The organism is Lactobacillus amylolyticus DSM 11664, from assembly GCF_000178475.1.
Lineage (GTDB): Bacteria > Bacillota > Bacilli > Lactobacillales > Lactobacillaceae > Lactobacillus > Lactobacillus amylolyticus.
Genome location: NZ_ADNY01000024.1, coordinates 1 through 16,593, shown reverse-complemented (window position 1 = coordinate 16,593; position 16,593 = coordinate 1). Strand labels below are relative to the sequence as shown.

The following is a 16,593-nucleotide window of genomic DNA, read 5'->3' as shown; positions in this document are numbered from 1 at the left end:
CATCCGTATAGCCCTCATCAACATAACGATCCAAATATTTTTGAACCTCACCGGTTGAGGGTTGAGAGGTAGTTGGTAACGTTTCAGCATGTTCAAGTTTTTGATAAAACTCCTCATAGCCGATATCAATTAAGTCCTTATAAGTTTTATCACCCCAAATAATTGGGATAGGAATGACATCAATGTGGTATTTTTCTTGATCCTCTTTTGATAAATATGCGGAACTATCTGTTAAGACAGCAATTTTCATAATTGGTCCCTCCATTAATTTTCTCTGGAGACTGTAAAATAGTTTGTGTAAGGATGAATGATTCCTTAAATTAATTTCTTAAAATATTAGAAAAAGGAGTTCCTTTCTCGTATGATTGGTTTGAACAAAAAACACATACAGAAAGAGGAACTCCTTCATGAATGATTTTACCAAAAATATTGCTCAAGCACTCCAATAATCAAGACAAAATAAATGATTTATTGCGTAAAGAACTACAACAGGCAGTTAATGACTTGTTAGAAGCTGAACTAACTGCGTTTTTAGGCTATGATCCTTATGCAAGAGACGGCTGGAATACCGGCAATTCTAGGAACGGTGCCTACTTTCGCAAGGTGGATACGCAGTTTGGCGAAATTGAAATCCAGGTGCCACGAGACCGCAACGGCCTGTTTCATCAGCACACGCTGCCTGACTACAAGCAGCATGCAGATGTGTTGGAAAACATGATCATCAAGCTTTACTCTAAAGGCGTAACTACCAGAGAGATAGCTGACTTGATTGAAAAAATGTATGGCAGCCATTACAGCCCCGCTCAAGTATCCAATATTTCTAAGCAGATGATCCCCAAGGTAGAGGCTTATCACAAGCGTAAGCTTAGCGATAAGTTCTTCTGTGTTTATCTAGACGCTACCTACGTTCCTCTGCGCCGAGAAACTTTTGAACGTGAAGCTGTCTATATTGCCATTGGTATCAAACCTAATGGCCACAAGGAAGTTATCGACTACTGCATTGCGCCCAATGAAAACATTGAAGTCTGGACGGAGCTGCTCCAAAGCATGAAATCTCGTGGCTTAGAGCAAGTAGAGCTTTTTCTTTTAGATGGCGTTGTGGGCATGAAGACAGCACTGGCAAAGACCTATCCTCAAGCTCATTTCCAGCGTTGCTTGGTTCATGTCATGCGTAATATCTGCGCTAAAGTACGCGTGGAGGATCGCGAGGCAATTATGAACGAATTCAAGCAGATTCACCAGCAAGCCAATAAAGCAGCCGCTGTTGATATATTGCATGCCTTCTATGCCAAATGGGACAAGAGTTATAATCATGTCATAAGAAACCTGAAAGACATCGAGCCGGACCTGCTGGTCTTCTACAATTATCCTAAGCAGATCAGAGCTTCAATTTACTCTACCAACATGATTGAATCTTTTAACAACGTCATTAAGCGCAAGCCTAAGCCCAAAGCAGAGTTTCCGACTGAACAGTCGCTTGATACTTTCATTGGCATTCTGGCAATGAGCTACAATGACCGCTACTTCAACCGAATTCACAAAGGCTTTGGTCAGGTTCAGGACACCTTAGAATCTTACTTCGATTAAATAAATAATAAAAAATCAATCTATGAGAAAGATCTATTTACACAAAAGATTTGACAGTTTCTTTCTCTGTATCTATTTTAATGTATTAAGACTTAATAAGTAAAATTTTGGTATAATTAAATTATAATTTTTTAGAAATAAGGGGACTAAATTCTAAAACGCTAAATCAATTTCAACAATTTCAAAAATAATCAAATCGAATATATTAGAAAAAGAGGTCTGCAAATATGAAATCAGATATTCAAATTGCACAAAATTCTCACGCATTAGATATTACAGAAATTTCCAAGAAGGTTGGTTTAACAGAAAGCGATTTGGAACTTTATGGTCACGATAAAGCAAAAATAAACTGGACTGCAATTAATCGCAACAAGAAAAACGGTCATCTGGGCAAATTGATCTTGGTTACTTCTATTTCACCAACTCCGGCTGGTGAAGGGAAGTCAACAATCACAATTGGATTAGGTGATGCCATCAATAATCAGCTCCATAAAAAAACGATGATTACCTTAAGAGAACCATCAATGGGGCCTGTTTTTGGACTAAAGGGTGGTGCTACCGGTGGTGGAATGGCCCAAATCATTCCGATGGAAGATATTAATCTTCATTTTACTGGCGACATGCATGCTTTAACCAGTGCAATCGATACTTTAGCAGCTCTAGTTGACAACTATATTTATCAAGACAACAGTTTAAATATTGATCCCGAAAAGATCCTGATCAAACGCGGTTTAGATGTTAATGATCGTGCTTTGCGGAAAGTAACTGTAGGACAAGGGTCAAAATTTAATGGAATTGAACATACTGCAAGTTTTGCAATTACTGTTGCCAATGAATTGATGGCTATTCTTTGTCTAGCAAATGATATTGATGATTTAAAGGCAAGAATTGGTGATATTCTCGTCGCTTATACAACAGATGACAAGCCAGTTTATGTTAAAGATTTAGGCTTCCATGGCGCTATCGCTGCTCTTTTATCTAATGCATTAAAGCCAAACTTAGTTCAAACAATCGAACATACTCCGGCCTTAGTTCATGGCGGACCTTTTGCTAATATTGCTCACGGGGCTAATTCAGTTATGGCTACCAACCTTGCGTTGCACCTTAGTGATTACACGCTTACTGAAGCTGGCTTTGGCAGTGATTTGGGCGGTCAAAAATTTATGGACTTTGTTTCCAAGCACTTGGACAAGAAACCTGATGCAAGTGTCGTCGTTGCAACTGTTCGTGCATTAAAATACCAGGCCGAAGGCTCAACAGACAATTTGGGCCAAGAAAACTTGGAAGCATTGAGAAAAGGATTCAAAAACTTGGAACGTCATATGAACAACATGCGTAGTTATAACGTTCCGGTAATTGTTTTAATTAATCGTTTCGATACAGATACACAGGTCGAACTGGATTTGCTGAAGCAATTAATTCAAGAACAAGGCATTCAAGCGGAAGTTGTTAATTATCATGATGTTGGTTCAAAGGGTGGCATTGAAGCCGCTCAAGCCGTAGTTGATCTTGCAAACTCTGGCAAGGCAGATTTAAAGACAACTTATAATGACAATGATGACGTCAAAACAAAAATTAAAAAGGTTGCCCAAAAAATTTATCATGCCAGCCAAGTAGAATACAGTGAAAAGGCTGAAAAAGAGATTAGTCACCTCAAACAATTAGGTAAAGAAAAACTACCTGTAATTATTGCCAAAACACAGTATTCATTTACTGATAATAAGAAGTTGTTAGGCGCACCTGAAGATTTCACCCTTCATGTGAAGGGAATCAGTCTTAAAAATGGTGCAAGATTTATCGTTGTCACCACTGGACACGTTCTTGATATGCCAGGCTTGCCAAAACATCCGGCAGCTCTTGACATTGACGTTGACAATAACGGAAAAATTAGTGGGTTATTCTAAAAAAATTTATGCAGTTTCTATATTTACTTATTTCATTATTTATCGTTCTTGCCGATCAAGGCTTAAAGTTTTATATTGCAACCAACTTTCATTTAGGTGAAGTTCAACAAGTTATTCCGGGGATCTTATCCTTTACATATTTACAAAACAATGGAGCAGCCTGGAATGTTCTTCCTGGTCAAATGTGGCTGTTCTATGCAATAAGTATTGTTACTATTGGCGTTTGTTTATACTTTTTATTTAACAAAAAATATAAAAATACTTGGTTTGATGCTGGCATTGCATTAGTTCTTGGCGGGATTATTGGTAATTTTATCGATCGTTTGCATTTGAAATACGTAGTTGATATGCTGCAACTGGATTTTATTCATTTCAATATCTTTAATATTGCTGATTCTGCAATCACAGTAGGTGTGATCTTAATTTTCATTTACTTAGTATTTTTTGACGAAAAAGAAAATAAGCATGACTAAAAAATACGAATTAACTGTAGAGAACGAAAAAGGCCGGCTAGACAAATACCTAGCAGATAAAATTGATGATCTTTCTCGTACTAGAGTGAAAGAATTAATTGATGACGGTTTGATTCTCGTCAACCAGAAAGTTGAAAAAGCTTCATATAAAGTAAAAGATGGCGATGCAATTGAAGTAACTGTGCCAGCGGTTAAGCCGCTAGACGTTATTCCTGAAAATATCCCACTTGATATTATTTATGAAGATAATGATGTGATTGTTGTCAATAAACCTCAAGGAATGGTGGTCCATCCAGCCGCTGGACATCCCGATCATACATTAGTCAATGCTTTGCTTTATCATACAAAGGATCTGGCTTCTAGTCCTGAAGGTTTTAGACCTGGGATTGTTCACCGAATTGATAAAGATACTTCTGGCTTATTGATGATTGCAAAAAATAGCCAAGTCCGTGAATCTTTAGAAGACCAATTGGCTCATAAGACTAATAAACGTTTATACCTGGCAATAGTCCATGGCAATTTTGCAGAAGAAGAAGGTACCATCGATGCTCCAATTGCGCGCAATCCTCATGATCGCAAAAAGATGGGAGTTGTCGCCGGTGGTAAGCATGCGGTAACTCATTTTAAAGTAATTGAACAATTTAAAGGTTATAGCTTAATCCAATGCAAGCTAGAAACTGGCCGTACTCATCAAATCAGAGTTCATTTATCCTACATAGGTCATCCAGTTGCTGGTGATCCTTTATATGGATCACGAAAGACTTTGAAGGGAAATGGGCAGTTTTTGCATGCACAAGTTCTTGGCTTTAAGCATCCCAAAACAGGAAAATGGCTTGAATTTAAAGTAGATCCGCCTAAAATATTTCAAGAAACCTTAAATAAACTTAGAAGAAACAAGTGATTTAATGAAACGCTACTTAATTCTAGAAGATGGCAGTTCATTCTCAGGTGAGGGGATTGGTGCTAACATCATTTCAACTGGTGAATTAGCAATTCAAACTGCCAATTTTGGTTATCAGGAAACTTTGACTGATCCGACTAATGCCGGAAAAATTTTGGTCTTTACTTCACCAATGATTGGAAATAGCGGAATCAATGCAATCGACTATGAAAGTATTGACCCCACTGTTAAAGGAATTATCGCTAACGATGTAGCATTGAATATTTCCGATAGCGAAAATTTCCAAGATCTAGATTTATTTTTAAAAGAAAAAAATATTCCGGCAATTTTTAATGTTGATACTCGCGCCTTGGTTCACCGTTTAATGCGTGAAGAAACAATTAAGGCTTCTATCATGGATACAGATGATGAGCATGCTTTTGATCAAATTAAAGCCTTGGTTTTGCCCAAAAACAAATCAGCTTCTGTTTCGACAAAAAATGCTTATGCAGCACCCAATGTTGGAAAGACGGTTGCAGTTTTAGACTTAGGATTAAAGCACTCGATGTTGCGTGAATTATCTTTAAGACAAGTAAATGTAACTGTATTGCCATACAATGCAACTCCGGTTGATATTGAAAATCTGAGACCAGATGGCATTATTATTTCCAACGGTCCTGGTCAGCCGGACGAAATTTTAAAAGCAATAAAACCTGTACTAGACCATTTCTACCAAAAATGTCCGATTCTTGGTATTGGTCTGGGCTTTTTGGCTTTAAGCGATTATTTAAAGCTGGAATTGGTTAACTTGCCACAAGAGTTTGATGGTATCAATTATCCCGTAATTGAACAGAATTCAAACACAATTTGGCAAACGGCCATGGATATAAATCAGTTAGTTTTGCCTGATAGTGTTCAGCTAAATATGAATCAAGAATTTTTTGATCTTCATACTGAACTGTTAGCTGGATTTACAATGGAAAAAGAAAAGGTCATTGCAACTGCCTTTAATCCAGAAGGAGCACCAGGCAGTTTAGATGCAATTGAAATTTTTGACCATTTTTTAAAAATGATGGAGTAAAAATATGCCTTTAGAGAATGATTTGGATAAAGTTTTAATCATTGGTTCAGGTCCAACTTTAATTGGCAGCGTTGCCGAAATGGACCTGCTAGCCTGCGACGCAATTAATGCTCTAGTTGAAGAGGGAATTCAAGTAGTTTTGGTAAATCCTAATCCAGCGACAGTTTCAACTGATAAAAGAGAAGGCGTGACAGTTTACCTAGAACCTATGACGCTAGATTTCCTTAAACGAATCTTGCGGATGGAAGAACCTGACGCAATCATGACCGCCTATGGCTCAACTACTGGTTTGAAGGTTGCAAATAAATTAATTCAAGATGGTATTTTGCAACAAATGCATATTAAATTGCTGACCTTAAATCCAAGAACTCTTTCGTTAGGCAATCAGCAAAAAAGAATGGAACTGCTAAACAAATTAAAAATTAACGTCAATCAATCCTGGCAACTGGCTAATTTATCGACTGATGATCTTTTATCTCATATCGATCAAATTAAAGAAACTGTTTCATTTCCAGTTTTAGTTACAAAATATCATCGATATGTACATAACGAACACTTAGGCTTCAAGACTTTAGATGATTTAATTAATTACTTCAAAAAAGAAAGCCAAAGCGAAACTTTTTCTTGGAAGCACTATCGTTTAACCGAAGACTTGTCTACCTGGGAAGAGGTTATTGTCAATGTCATTCGCGACCGTGACGGTAACATTGTCTTCAGTAATTTCGCTGGATCAATTGAACCAGTTGGTATTAATTCAGGTGATTCGGCTGTTGTCATGCCTGTTTTAACTTTAAACAATGATCAGATTCAGGAACTGCGCAGCACGAGTAAAAAGATTGCAGACAATCTTAACTTATTGGGAATTATGAGCATCCATTTTGCAATTCGCCATCATGGTACTCAAATTGAATATAAAGTCCTAACCATTAAGCCTCGTTTAACAAGAAGTGCTGTTTGGATTCAAAGAGCTGGCTTATATAGTGTTGGTTACATCGTAGCCAAGGTAGCGATTGGCTACAATTTGAATGAAATAACTGACCCTGTTTCTGGCTTAAATGCTTCAATTGAGCCAACTTTAGATGTACTCTCCGTAAAAATGCCATATTGGTCACTGTCAGAATCTGGTTATAACCATTATCTTTTAGGCAATCGGATGCAAGCCAGTGGCGAAGCAATGGGAATTGGGCAAAACTTTGAAGCTGCTTTTTTAAAGGCAATTTCTTATACAATTGATATTGATTTAGCCTGGAAAACGTTTATTCATGAATATCGAAAAGATGAACAGACAATTTTGCAGGATTTATTGCATCCTGATGAGTTGCATTTGATCAGACTTTTAGCAGCCATTGCAAAGGGCATGTCTTATAGTAATCTGCAAGATATCGTATACCTGCATCCCGTTTATTACCAAAAATTGCAAAACATTATTTTGATTGCGCAAAAAGTTCACGATGCAGAAAAACTAAACGTCGATCTTTTAATCGAAGCAAAAAGACGAGGATTTTCAAATCACTTATTAGCACTTTTGCGCAATACAAAAATAGATGAAATAGAGCAGAAATTGCAGCAATTCAATCTTAAACCAGCTTATCTTCAAATTGATGGTTCAGCTGGTATCTACAAACCAAATATTCAAAGCTATTACAGCGCCTATGATGTTCAAAACGAAGTACAACCATTATCTTCTAAGAAGAAAGTTTTAATCATTGGCATGCTGCCATTGCAGGTTTCAGTAACTAGTGAATTTGACTATATACTTTCACATGCTACTGAGACTTTACATAATATTGGTTATGAAACCATTCTGCTATCTAACAATGATGAATCAATAGCTGAGCGCTTTAAGAACGTTGACCGTATTTATTTTGATCCAATCACTGTCGAGAATATTGTAAAAGTGGCCCACAAAGAGGGAATTAAAGATGTTTTATTGCAATTTTCTGGTAAGAAAGTTAGTTCTTTAAGTCAAAAACTGATCGAAAGCGGTCTGAATATCCTTGGTCGCTCAAACGGCAATCTACATGATAAAATTAAGAATCTTTTGCTAAAACCAGTTGCTGGACTTAAAAGAGTGCCATCTTTGACTACTCATGACCAGAAAGAAGTTGTCAAATTCGTAAATAACTATGGCTTCCCAATTTTGATCGGAGGATTCAGTAAAGAAATCAAGCAAAAATCAGCTGTTGTTTACGATGTTCCTGCTGTTAAAAAGTATCTAGATGAAAATCAGTTAGATCAAATTACTGTTTCAAGGTTTATCGAAGGCAATAAATATGAAGTAACTGCGATCTCTGATGGCCAACAAACTACTATTCCTGGAATAATTGAACATTTGGAACAAACAGGATCACATGCCTCAGATTCAATCGCCGTTTTTAAAGCACAAAACTTAAAAACGGATGGTCAAATAAGGCTAGCACATTATTCGATTAACTTAATTAATCAGTTATCAACTAGGGGAATTTATAACTTACACTTCCTAATGGTGAATGGTGAATTATACTTATTGCAAATTAAGCCTTATGCTGGTCACAATGTTGCTTTCTTGTCCAAGTCACTAGGTAAGGATTTAGCTGCTTGTGCTACTCAAGTAATCGCTGGTAAGAATTTGGCTGATCTTGGCTATCACGAAGAATTATGGACGACTAATGATTTTATTCATGTAAAGATGCCTGTCTTTTCTTACATCAATTACAACAGCTATAATACTTTTGATTCAAAAATGAAGTCATCTGGCTCAGTTATGGGACGAGATACTCAGCTTGCCAAAGCACTGTATAAGGGATGTGAAGCCAGTGATTTACATATTCCAAGTTATGGAACGATCTTCATCTCTGTTCGTGACGAAGATAAGGAAAGAGTAACCAGTTTAGCTCGTCGATTTGATCGACTTGGGTTTAAACTGGTGGCCACTGAAGGTACTGCAACAATGTTTGCGGAAGCGGGAATCACTACTGGGATTGTTGACAAAGTACACAAGAATCCTAAGAATTTGCTTGATAAAATTCGGCAACATAAAATTGTAATGGTCGTTAATGTTACTAATTTATCTGATGCCGCCAGTGCTGATGCAATTAGAATCAGGGATCAAGCTTTATACACTCACATCCCAGTTTTTTCAAGCATAGAAACAGCCGAATTAATTTTAGATTTTCTAGAATCTTTGTCTTTAACTACTCAACCAATTTAACAAATCAAAAAAGACATTCGGCTCTTTCCGAATGTCTTTTTTATATTTAAATTTCATTAATCAATTCTCTTTGACATAACGCTTTTTTCTTCAGGGGTAACTTCAATCGAATTTTGCCCTGTGTAGATTACAAATCCTGGTTTCGCACCATTTGGTTTTTTAACCCGCTTGTCTTGAACATAATCCACTTGAACATGGGCAGAAAGCTTTCCTTTTGAAAAGAAGGCGGCAATTTCAGCTGCTTCTTTAATATCTTCAGGAGTAGGTTGATCATCACGAAGAATAACGTGAGAGCCTGGCATATTTTTAACATGGAACCAATAATCATTCTTATTTGCTTTCTTTAAAGTCAACCAATCGTTTTGATAATTATTCTTTCCAACAAAAACGGTTTTACCTGATGAAAGTTTGAATTTGTTTAAATTACGTTCAGTAATCTTTTTACGGCGAACATGTTTCTGTGGTTTGCTAATATAACCCTGATTTTGTAATTCTTCATTGATCTGATCAATATCCTGAGGATCAGCATTATCAATAGCTGTTTGAATTGAATCAAAGTAGGCCAAATTAGCTTGTGCAATCTTTATTTGTTCATGCACGTGTTTAATTGAATCTCGCAGTTTCTTATATCTGGTGAAATACTTTTGTGCATTTCGTGCTGGAGAAAGGGCCGGATCCAATTTTACCTTTAACGGGCGATTATTATCATAATAATTTGGCAAATCTACTTCCGTCATTCCAGGTTTAACCTGATACAAATTTGCATTTAAAATTTCACCACGAATACGATAGCCTTCTGAATTTTCAGCTAAATCAAGATGTTTTTGCAATTTTGCAATTTTCTTAGTTAATTTTTTCTGCTCGTTTTTAACAACTCGTTCAACCTTTGCAGCTCGCTGTTTAACCCAATCTCGATTTGCTTGATATTCATAAAACTCATCAAGTGCATGGTTCAAATCTGGATCACTGCTTTCTTTTTCCAGATCCAAATGATAGGGAAGGTAAGGAAATATCTTTCGTTTATTTCTCGGAGTTTTAAGAACAAAAGCCTTTGGATGATTAAATTGTTCGAAGAAAGTTTGAAAAGAAGCAAATGAAAATTCATCTTCAAGATAGCCCTCTAGTTCCATCCGATCATCACGATCTAGACCATCCATTTTTCTAACAAAATCACTAGGAAGAGGATTTTGCCTTTTTAGTTCTTCAAATTCTTTTTCCGTTAAATTTAAACCATTTATTCCTGGTTTTAACGGTGGCAATTCATATTTTGCTCTTGGGAGAAGTATTCTTGCACGATTTTCATCAGGATTAATTCTCTTTAGCAAATCAATAATTTTTCCGCTTTCTTGATCATAAAGAATTACGTTGCTGTGTCGGCCCATTAATTCGACAGATAAAACAAGTTGTACTTGATCGCCAAGTTCATTTCGATTGCTGAAATGGAAGTTTACAATTCGATCCAACCCAATTTGTTCAATCGATTTTAAAACTGACCCTTCCAAATATTTGCGCAGCACCATTACAAACGTTGGTGCCTTATCTGGATTGGCAATAGTCTGTTTGGTCAAATACATTCTTGGATATTGAGCATTTGCCGAAATCAGCAACTGTTGATTTTCTCTTTCTTTTCGAAATACTAGGACCAAGTCTTGATCAAATGGTTGATAAATTTTGGATAACCGTCCACTCACTAGAGTAGGGGTCAAAGTAGTTAATAGGCTATGAATAAATAAACCATCAAAAGCCATCTGGTATCACCTCTAAACATAAACACGTTATCTATTATATCAATTATTTTCTTATTGCTTAAGTAACTTGATTCTAGTAATTTTGCTAATCTTAAAATAGTGTACTTCTGGTTATATAATAATATTTTTAGAATTTCACAAAGACTTATTTGTGAAAAATGGTATACTATAGTTATAAAAGAGTAATATTAGTTTTAGCTAATGCATAAGTCAAAGCCAATATATTATGTTTCACATAGTAAATATCCTAGATGGGTCAGTATAAAGTTTCACAACATTAGTGTTGGTTTCTGACTACATATCTCTGGGATTTACTCACAAACTTTGGAGAAGAGTAGTATATGGATGTTTTATTTTTTAATTCCATCGCGGAGCACGTCAAAAAAGAAATAAATCACAAATGCAAGTTGAGTATTTCACAAACAAGAATATTGCTATTTTTCGATGGAAATAATAATCAGCCTTTACCGATGGGAAAATTGGCAAAAGGTCTCTCAATTTCTTTGTCTACTTTAAGCAGACAGCTTCAGCAAAAGAAAACACAAGATTATATTGAGATAACCAGATCAGATAAAGATTCAAGTAAAATAGTTTGCCTAAGTGAAGTGGGGCTAAGTAAAGTTGCCGAATTAAAAAAGGCACTTAGTGAGATCGAAAAAAATCTATTTTCAAAAATTGATACAAATGAGTTAACTAAATTTACTCAAGAACTAAAAAATCTAAGCATGGGATATGACGACTTCTCAGAAATGGGATAGGTATTCGAACTTGAGCTCAATTTATGCTATAATTCATCTATAAATTCTTATAGATGAAAGGGTTATATAATGAAGATTGCATTAGTGACCGATAGCACCAGCGTATTAACTAAAGAAGAAGTTAAATAAAATAATGTGATCGTAATGCCAATTCCTGTTATTATTGGCGACAAGGAATATTTGGAAGACATTAACATCACTGCAGAGCAACTATTTGAATCTCAAAGACAAGGTGCTGCTTTTCCTAAGACTTCACAGCCAAGCATGGGTAAGATGATTGAACTTTGCAATAAGCTCCATGCAGAAGGCTATGAGGCCATTATTGATATTACTTTATCGGGCGGGATTTCTGGATATAATGAGACATTGCAAAACATCGCTCGCAATAATCCTGAATATCATTTATATCCTTATGATTCAAAGATAACTGTGCGTTTGCAAGGATACTTAGTTCTTGCAGCTGCTAGGATGATCAAAAACGGCTTAACACCTGAACAGATTATTAAGCATCTTGATGAAATTAGAGCAACAATTGATGAATTGTTTGTCGTAGATAATTTAAAAAATTTAAGTCGTGGTGGTCGTTTAAGTAATGCGAGTGCATTTATCGGTACAATGCTTCATATTAAGCCGCTGTTAACTTTTAAAGATGGTAAAATCGTTGCGTTTGATAAAATTCGTTCTATGAAGCGTGCAGTCAGCAAGATTGAAAGTATTGCGTTAGAACGAACTAGTAAGCTTGATTATAAAGATAAATTACGTTTGTTTGTCTTTCATTCTAACGATGCCAAGCAGGCCGCAGGAATTAAAGACTTTATTTCTGAAAATTTCCCTGGTTTGCCTATTGATGTTGCAGAATTCAGTCCTGTTATTGCTACTCACTTAGGTGAAAAATCAATCGCTATTGCTTGGATGATTGATATTGATAAAATCGATTTAACTAAATAAAAAGCAAAAAAGAACTAGTAGTAAAAAGATACTACTTGTTCTTCTTTTTTTATTTAACCTAAAAGAGCAGTCAAACGTTGTTTTTCTTTTGGACTGGCAAATGAAGCTTGGATTGAATTCTTCAGCATTTCTTTTTCTTCACTTGCTAAAAGACCTGTTTTTACTTCAAGACGTCGATACTCAGTTGGTAAATTAGTATGAGAAACTGTCATATTATCAGTATTCAAAGTTACATGAACACCTTCATGGAGCAATTCTCTAACTGGATATTTAGTCAGGCGATCAAAAACTTTAGTATTTAAATTGGAAGTAGCACAGCATTCAAGAGTTATCTTATCCTTTGCCAATTTATTTACTAGATTCTGATCTTCAATACATCTAATTCCATGTCCAATTCTTTTAGCTCCTAATGCCAGGGCTTCACGAATGGAATTAGGCCCCATTGCTTCCCCTGCATGAATAGTGTAGGGAACACCAAGTTCTTTTGCCTTGGCAAAAAGTTTACTATATTTGTGAATAGCAAATTCGGGGGTTTCTGCGCCGGCTAGGTCAATTCCAACAACATGAGTAATCGGCATCAATTTATGAGCCAACTCAACAGTTTCAAAGTTTTCTTTTTCATTACCACGCAGCCGCATACAGCAAAGAATAAAGTTAGCATGCAAGGCTGGTTTGCCATCACGCAAAACCGCTTGCCAATTAAGAAAGTTTTTATAACCAATCTCACAGGCCCTAATAGCTTCCTCCTGCGTCAATTCTTTTTGCGTGTGTAATTGTGGGGCAAAGCGCATTTCTACATAGATACAGCCTTGTTTGCGCAAATCACGCAACAATTCATAAACAATCAATTCTAAATCTGTTTTTGTTTGCATTAATTTTAATGGAAAGGCGAATTTTTCTAAATATTCATTTAAGTTATGGCAATTATCTGAAACAGATAATTTCTGATGCAATTTATCATCACTTATTAACGGATATTAACGGAAAATGATGCAGTTTGCTTAATTTCTTAACGGTATTAAAAGGTACTGAACCATCCAAATGTAAGTGCAGATCAATTAAATCTTCCATAAATATCTCCTTAATCAAATTAATTTATCAAACAAGTGAAGATTAAATTGTTAATATTCTAGCACTTAAAAGTCAGATTGTTTAATATAAAAGCAGATTTTTTAGATTAATTAATGATATTATATATAAGAATACATTTTTTGTACGTGTTTTTAGTACTTATGCTGATCAAGATCAGGTATTTCATTAAGAGCTGCACGTTGCTTTTCTTGATTAACATGCGTATATAAATCCGTTGCCGAAGTACTTTTTTGACCCAATTGTTGCGCTACTAAAACTTGATCCTTAGTTACTTCATACAATTCTGAAGCTAAAGTGTGGCGTAATTTATGTGGAGTAAGCGGGTGACCGAATGCTGCCGAATATTTATTGATCATTTTTTCAATTGCATTGCTTGTAATACGACGTGTTTGATCATGCCAACGAGTTAGAAAGAATGCAGTTTGTGTTTTATCGGCCAAATACCGCTGCTGACGGATCTTTTTATATTCAATCAGATAGTTGACCGTCCATTCAGCAATCGGCACACTGTCCCTCTGACCGCCTTTACGCGTTACATCTAAAACTGCATCTTTTAAATTAAGATCTTTTAAATTGACATTAGCACATTCAGACACACGAATTCCCGTTCCCAGAATTAGGGCAATAATCGCAAGATCTCGCTGCTTATTCTTTTTGAAAGCTGGTAGAGCCTGTTTATTACAATGTTGCTCATAATTTTTTGCAATAAAATCAAGAAATTCATATTTTAAATTGCCAGTATACATATGAGATTCTAAAATATGAGCACGATAATTAAGCGTTTTTGTGCTGTTTAAAGAATCTATTTTGAGCATTACATTACGTTCAAAATATGGTTGGCCATGATTATTGTCAGCCGTAATTGTCAAAAATTTGAATAGGGAACGTAAAGCATTAATTGAACGATTAACTGTTGTTGGCGAATTGAGGTGTCCCTGTTGATTCTTAGAATGGCGTAAATAATCAATATATAGCATGATATCGTTACGTCTTAAATGGGCGAGGGTAGAAGTGGAAACTTGACGATTGTTATCAGCCTTCGAAATTCCTTCTTTTCTTAGCCATTCAAAAAAACGTCTAATTTCAGTTAAATATTGATAACTCGTAGCTAGAGAGTGATTGGTTCCTAGATTATATTGCTTTACATAATCTGGCATTTTATTTAATTCAACTTGAATTAAGGCTAAATATTTTTTTGTTTCCATGCCATGTCTACCTCTAATTATGATTTTTATTATACAACTGCTTAAATTATAGCAATTTTAAGGCACTTTTGCAAACACATGTTCTTTAACGTCATAGAAAAACTCCCCTAGCCAAAATAAAGAGCGGGGAGCAATAAAAGATTAAAGAAGACAGCACAACATTGATATATCAAGCTTATTTGTTGCTGCAAATATTGATTCAAATTAATTATTGATTCAGCAAAACAAAAATAGAAATTCTTTTTAAATAAATTCACTAAATAATTCAGTAATAAGATAAATATCAAACCGTATTTAATTGAGAGTATGAGATCTACCTATCATTAAAATTATAGTTTTAATGATAGCTTAGCAAAAAACTGAACTCATAAACTTTGTTCTTACTTTTGGACTAAAATAGATGAACTTAATAAAACAAACTAATGATCATTTTGGATTTTAAACGTCTCAGAATCTCTCTCAGCATTAATTATGATAAGTAGAAATTTCAACAAGATTACCATCTGGATCTCTAACATATACAGACATCATTTTTCCTTTAAAACCATGCTTAACAACTGGACCTAATTCTATTTGAATATTATTTGTTTCAAAATTCTTTATAGTCTAGTCTCTTGAACATTATTTGAGCTCTCTAAACAAAAATCAAAACTACCAGTCGATAGATGCTTCGCCACAATTGCATTACTTCATTAGTTGACTTTCTTAAGCGAAGAAGTGAATGACCACCACACATCATCGTCACAAAATCTTGGTTGCTTCGCTGATTTACTATTTTTAATCCAATAATTCGATGATAGAATCTTTTGCTTTGTCCAGATTATTTACTGTGATAACAAAATGATCCATATTTAGTATCTTCATTTAGTCTACCTCCAATTTTGAGAATTTACTTTACATAATATATATTATACGAAGTGATTATTCAACTCTTATCCATTACTCTATTATCGTTTTTCACTATTAATTAACATTAAACTTCATTAAATTCAAAATTATTTACTAACTAATGACCAATAAACGGCGTTTGCTTGACAAAACAATAAATATTATGTTTCTATGTTACTTGTAGTAAATATTATATAAATTTCTTGTTTTTTGTATAATATTTTAGGGATTTATCAATTTATTTGCTGAAATTCTTAAAGAATTCATATTTTATTCAAATTATTGTTTTATCATAATTTAATGAGATGATGTTTTTATAAGGATTTTTCAAGTATTTATTGTTAATATAGTGTAATTTAATAATATTAAAATAATCTATTTCATTTTATTACGTTTTTATAGTCTATAGCTAATAGCTATAGTTTTATAAGTAATTGAAAGGGTCGAGTGCTTCATGAGTATTAATCTAGGGGATGAAATTTCACGTCGTAGACGCGATCAAAAATTGACTCAAGAAGATTTAGCCGAGTTAAGTGGTCTCTCTGTCAACTTTATTTCTCGTTTGGAAAGAACAAAAAATCAAAATATCAGTATTCAAAAGTTAGATTCTATTGCATGTGCATTGAACACTACTACACCTGATATTATTAATAATGCTTATCGTTTTAAAAAGGTAAAGGCGGATGAAAACCAAGATAACACTCCTGCTTTTATCCAAAAAGTTACTAATGAATTGCGTAATTTGCCAAAGAATCAGGCTGAACATGTCAGCAAATCTTTCATTGGTTTACTAAAGGAAATCAACAGTAGTAACAACTAATAAAAATACACGCTTCTGA

Annotated in this window: 10 protein-coding genes and 3 pseudogenes; 9 read left to right on the top strand and 4 right to left on the bottom strand. The window is 34.9% G+C overall.

Translation table 11 applies throughout. The features are described from left to right. On the bottom strand, positions 1 to 250 hold a 250-nt coding region (locus HMPREF0493_RS02990), incomplete at its 3' end, for a DegV family protein (RefSeq protein ID WP_040457060.1). 157 nt (positions 251 to 407) lie between these two features. On the opposite strand from HMPREF0493_RS02990, the pseudogene HMPREF0493_RS02985 reads away from it, so the two are divergent. The 6 genes and pseudogenes from HMPREF0493_RS02985 (at position 408) to carB (ending at position 9,115) form a co-directional block, all read left to right on the top strand. Continuing rightward, a pseudogene (locus HMPREF0493_RS02985) lies at positions 408 to 1,587 on the top strand (IS256 family transposase). A gap of 227 nt (positions 1,588 to 1,814) precedes the next feature. Then, the gene (locus HMPREF0493_RS02980; RefSeq protein ID WP_006351800.1) at positions 1,815 to 3,491 is read left to right on the top strand and encodes a formate--tetrahydrofolate ligase; all 1,677 of its coding nucleotides are present in this window, start codon (positions 1,815 to 1,817) and stop codon (positions 3,489 to 3,491) included. A gap of 8 nt (positions 3,492 to 3,499) precedes the next feature. Next, entirely contained in the window at positions 3,500 to 3,964 is a 465-nt protein-coding gene (gene lspA / locus HMPREF0493_RS02975; RefSeq protein ID WP_006351799.1) for a signal peptidase II, read from the top strand. Then, entirely contained in the window at positions 3,957 to 4,865 is a 909-nt protein-coding gene (locus tag HMPREF0493_RS02970) for an RluA family pseudouridine synthase (protein WP_006351798.1), read from the top strand. Before lspA ends, HMPREF0493_RS02970 begins: the two co-directional genes overlap by 8 nt. A 4-nt stretch (positions 4,866 to 4,869) precedes the next feature. Next, the gene (locus tag HMPREF0493_RS02965) at positions 4,870 to 5,925 is read left to right on the top strand and encodes a carbamoyl phosphate synthase small subunit (RefSeq protein WP_006351797.1); all 1,056 of its coding nucleotides are present in this window, start codon (positions 4,870 to 4,872) and stop codon (positions 5,923 to 5,925) included. A 4-nt stretch (positions 5,926 to 5,929) separates the two neighbouring features. Further along, positions 5,930 to 9,115, top strand: a complete 3,186-nt coding sequence (gene carB / locus HMPREF0493_RS02960; protein WP_006351796.1) for a carbamoyl-phosphate synthase large subunit — start codon at positions 5,930 to 5,932, stop codon at positions 9,113 to 9,115. A gap of 56 nt (positions 9,116 to 9,171) precedes the next feature. Here the strand turns inward: carB and HMPREF0493_RS02955 are convergent, their stop codons facing one another. Then, positions 9,172 to 10,863, bottom strand: a complete 1,692-nt coding sequence (locus HMPREF0493_RS02955; protein WP_006351795.1) for an Rqc2 family fibronectin-binding protein — start codon at positions 10,861 to 10,863, stop codon at positions 9,172 to 9,174. A 341-nt stretch (positions 10,864 to 11,204) separates the two neighbouring features. On the opposite strand from HMPREF0493_RS02955, the gene HMPREF0493_RS02950 reads away from it, so the two are divergent. Next, a complete protein-coding gene (locus HMPREF0493_RS02950) occupies positions 11,205 to 11,621 on the top strand; it encodes a MarR family winged helix-turn-helix transcriptional regulator (protein WP_006351794.1) in 417 nt (138 codons plus the stop codon). A 69-nt stretch (positions 11,622 to 11,690) separates the two neighbouring features. After that, positions 11,691 to 12,569, top strand: a pseudogene (locus HMPREF0493_RS02945) (DegV family protein). A gap of 53 nt (positions 12,570 to 12,622) precedes the next feature. Here HMPREF0493_RS02945 and add read toward each other — a convergent pair. Both add and xerS read right to left on the bottom strand, forming a co-directional pair. Continuing rightward, positions 12,623 to 13,640, bottom strand: a pseudogene (gene add, locus HMPREF0493_RS02940) (adenosine deaminase). Between the two features lie 152 nt (positions 13,641 to 13,792). Then, positions 13,793 to 14,866, bottom strand: coding sequence for a tyrosine recombinase XerS (gene xerS, locus HMPREF0493_RS02935; RefSeq protein ID WP_006351791.1), 1,074 nt, complete (start codon positions 14,864 to 14,866; stop codon positions 13,793 to 13,795). 1,342 nt (positions 14,867 to 16,208) lie between these two features. Between xerS and HMPREF0493_RS02930 the strand changes: the two genes are divergently transcribed. Next, positions 16,209 to 16,574: a helix-turn-helix domain-containing protein gene (locus tag HMPREF0493_RS02930; RefSeq protein ID WP_006351790.1), complete on the top strand. Its 366-nt coding sequence runs from the start codon at positions 16,209 to 16,211 to the stop codon at positions 16,572 to 16,574. Positions 16,575 to 16,593 lie beyond the last annotated feature (19 nt).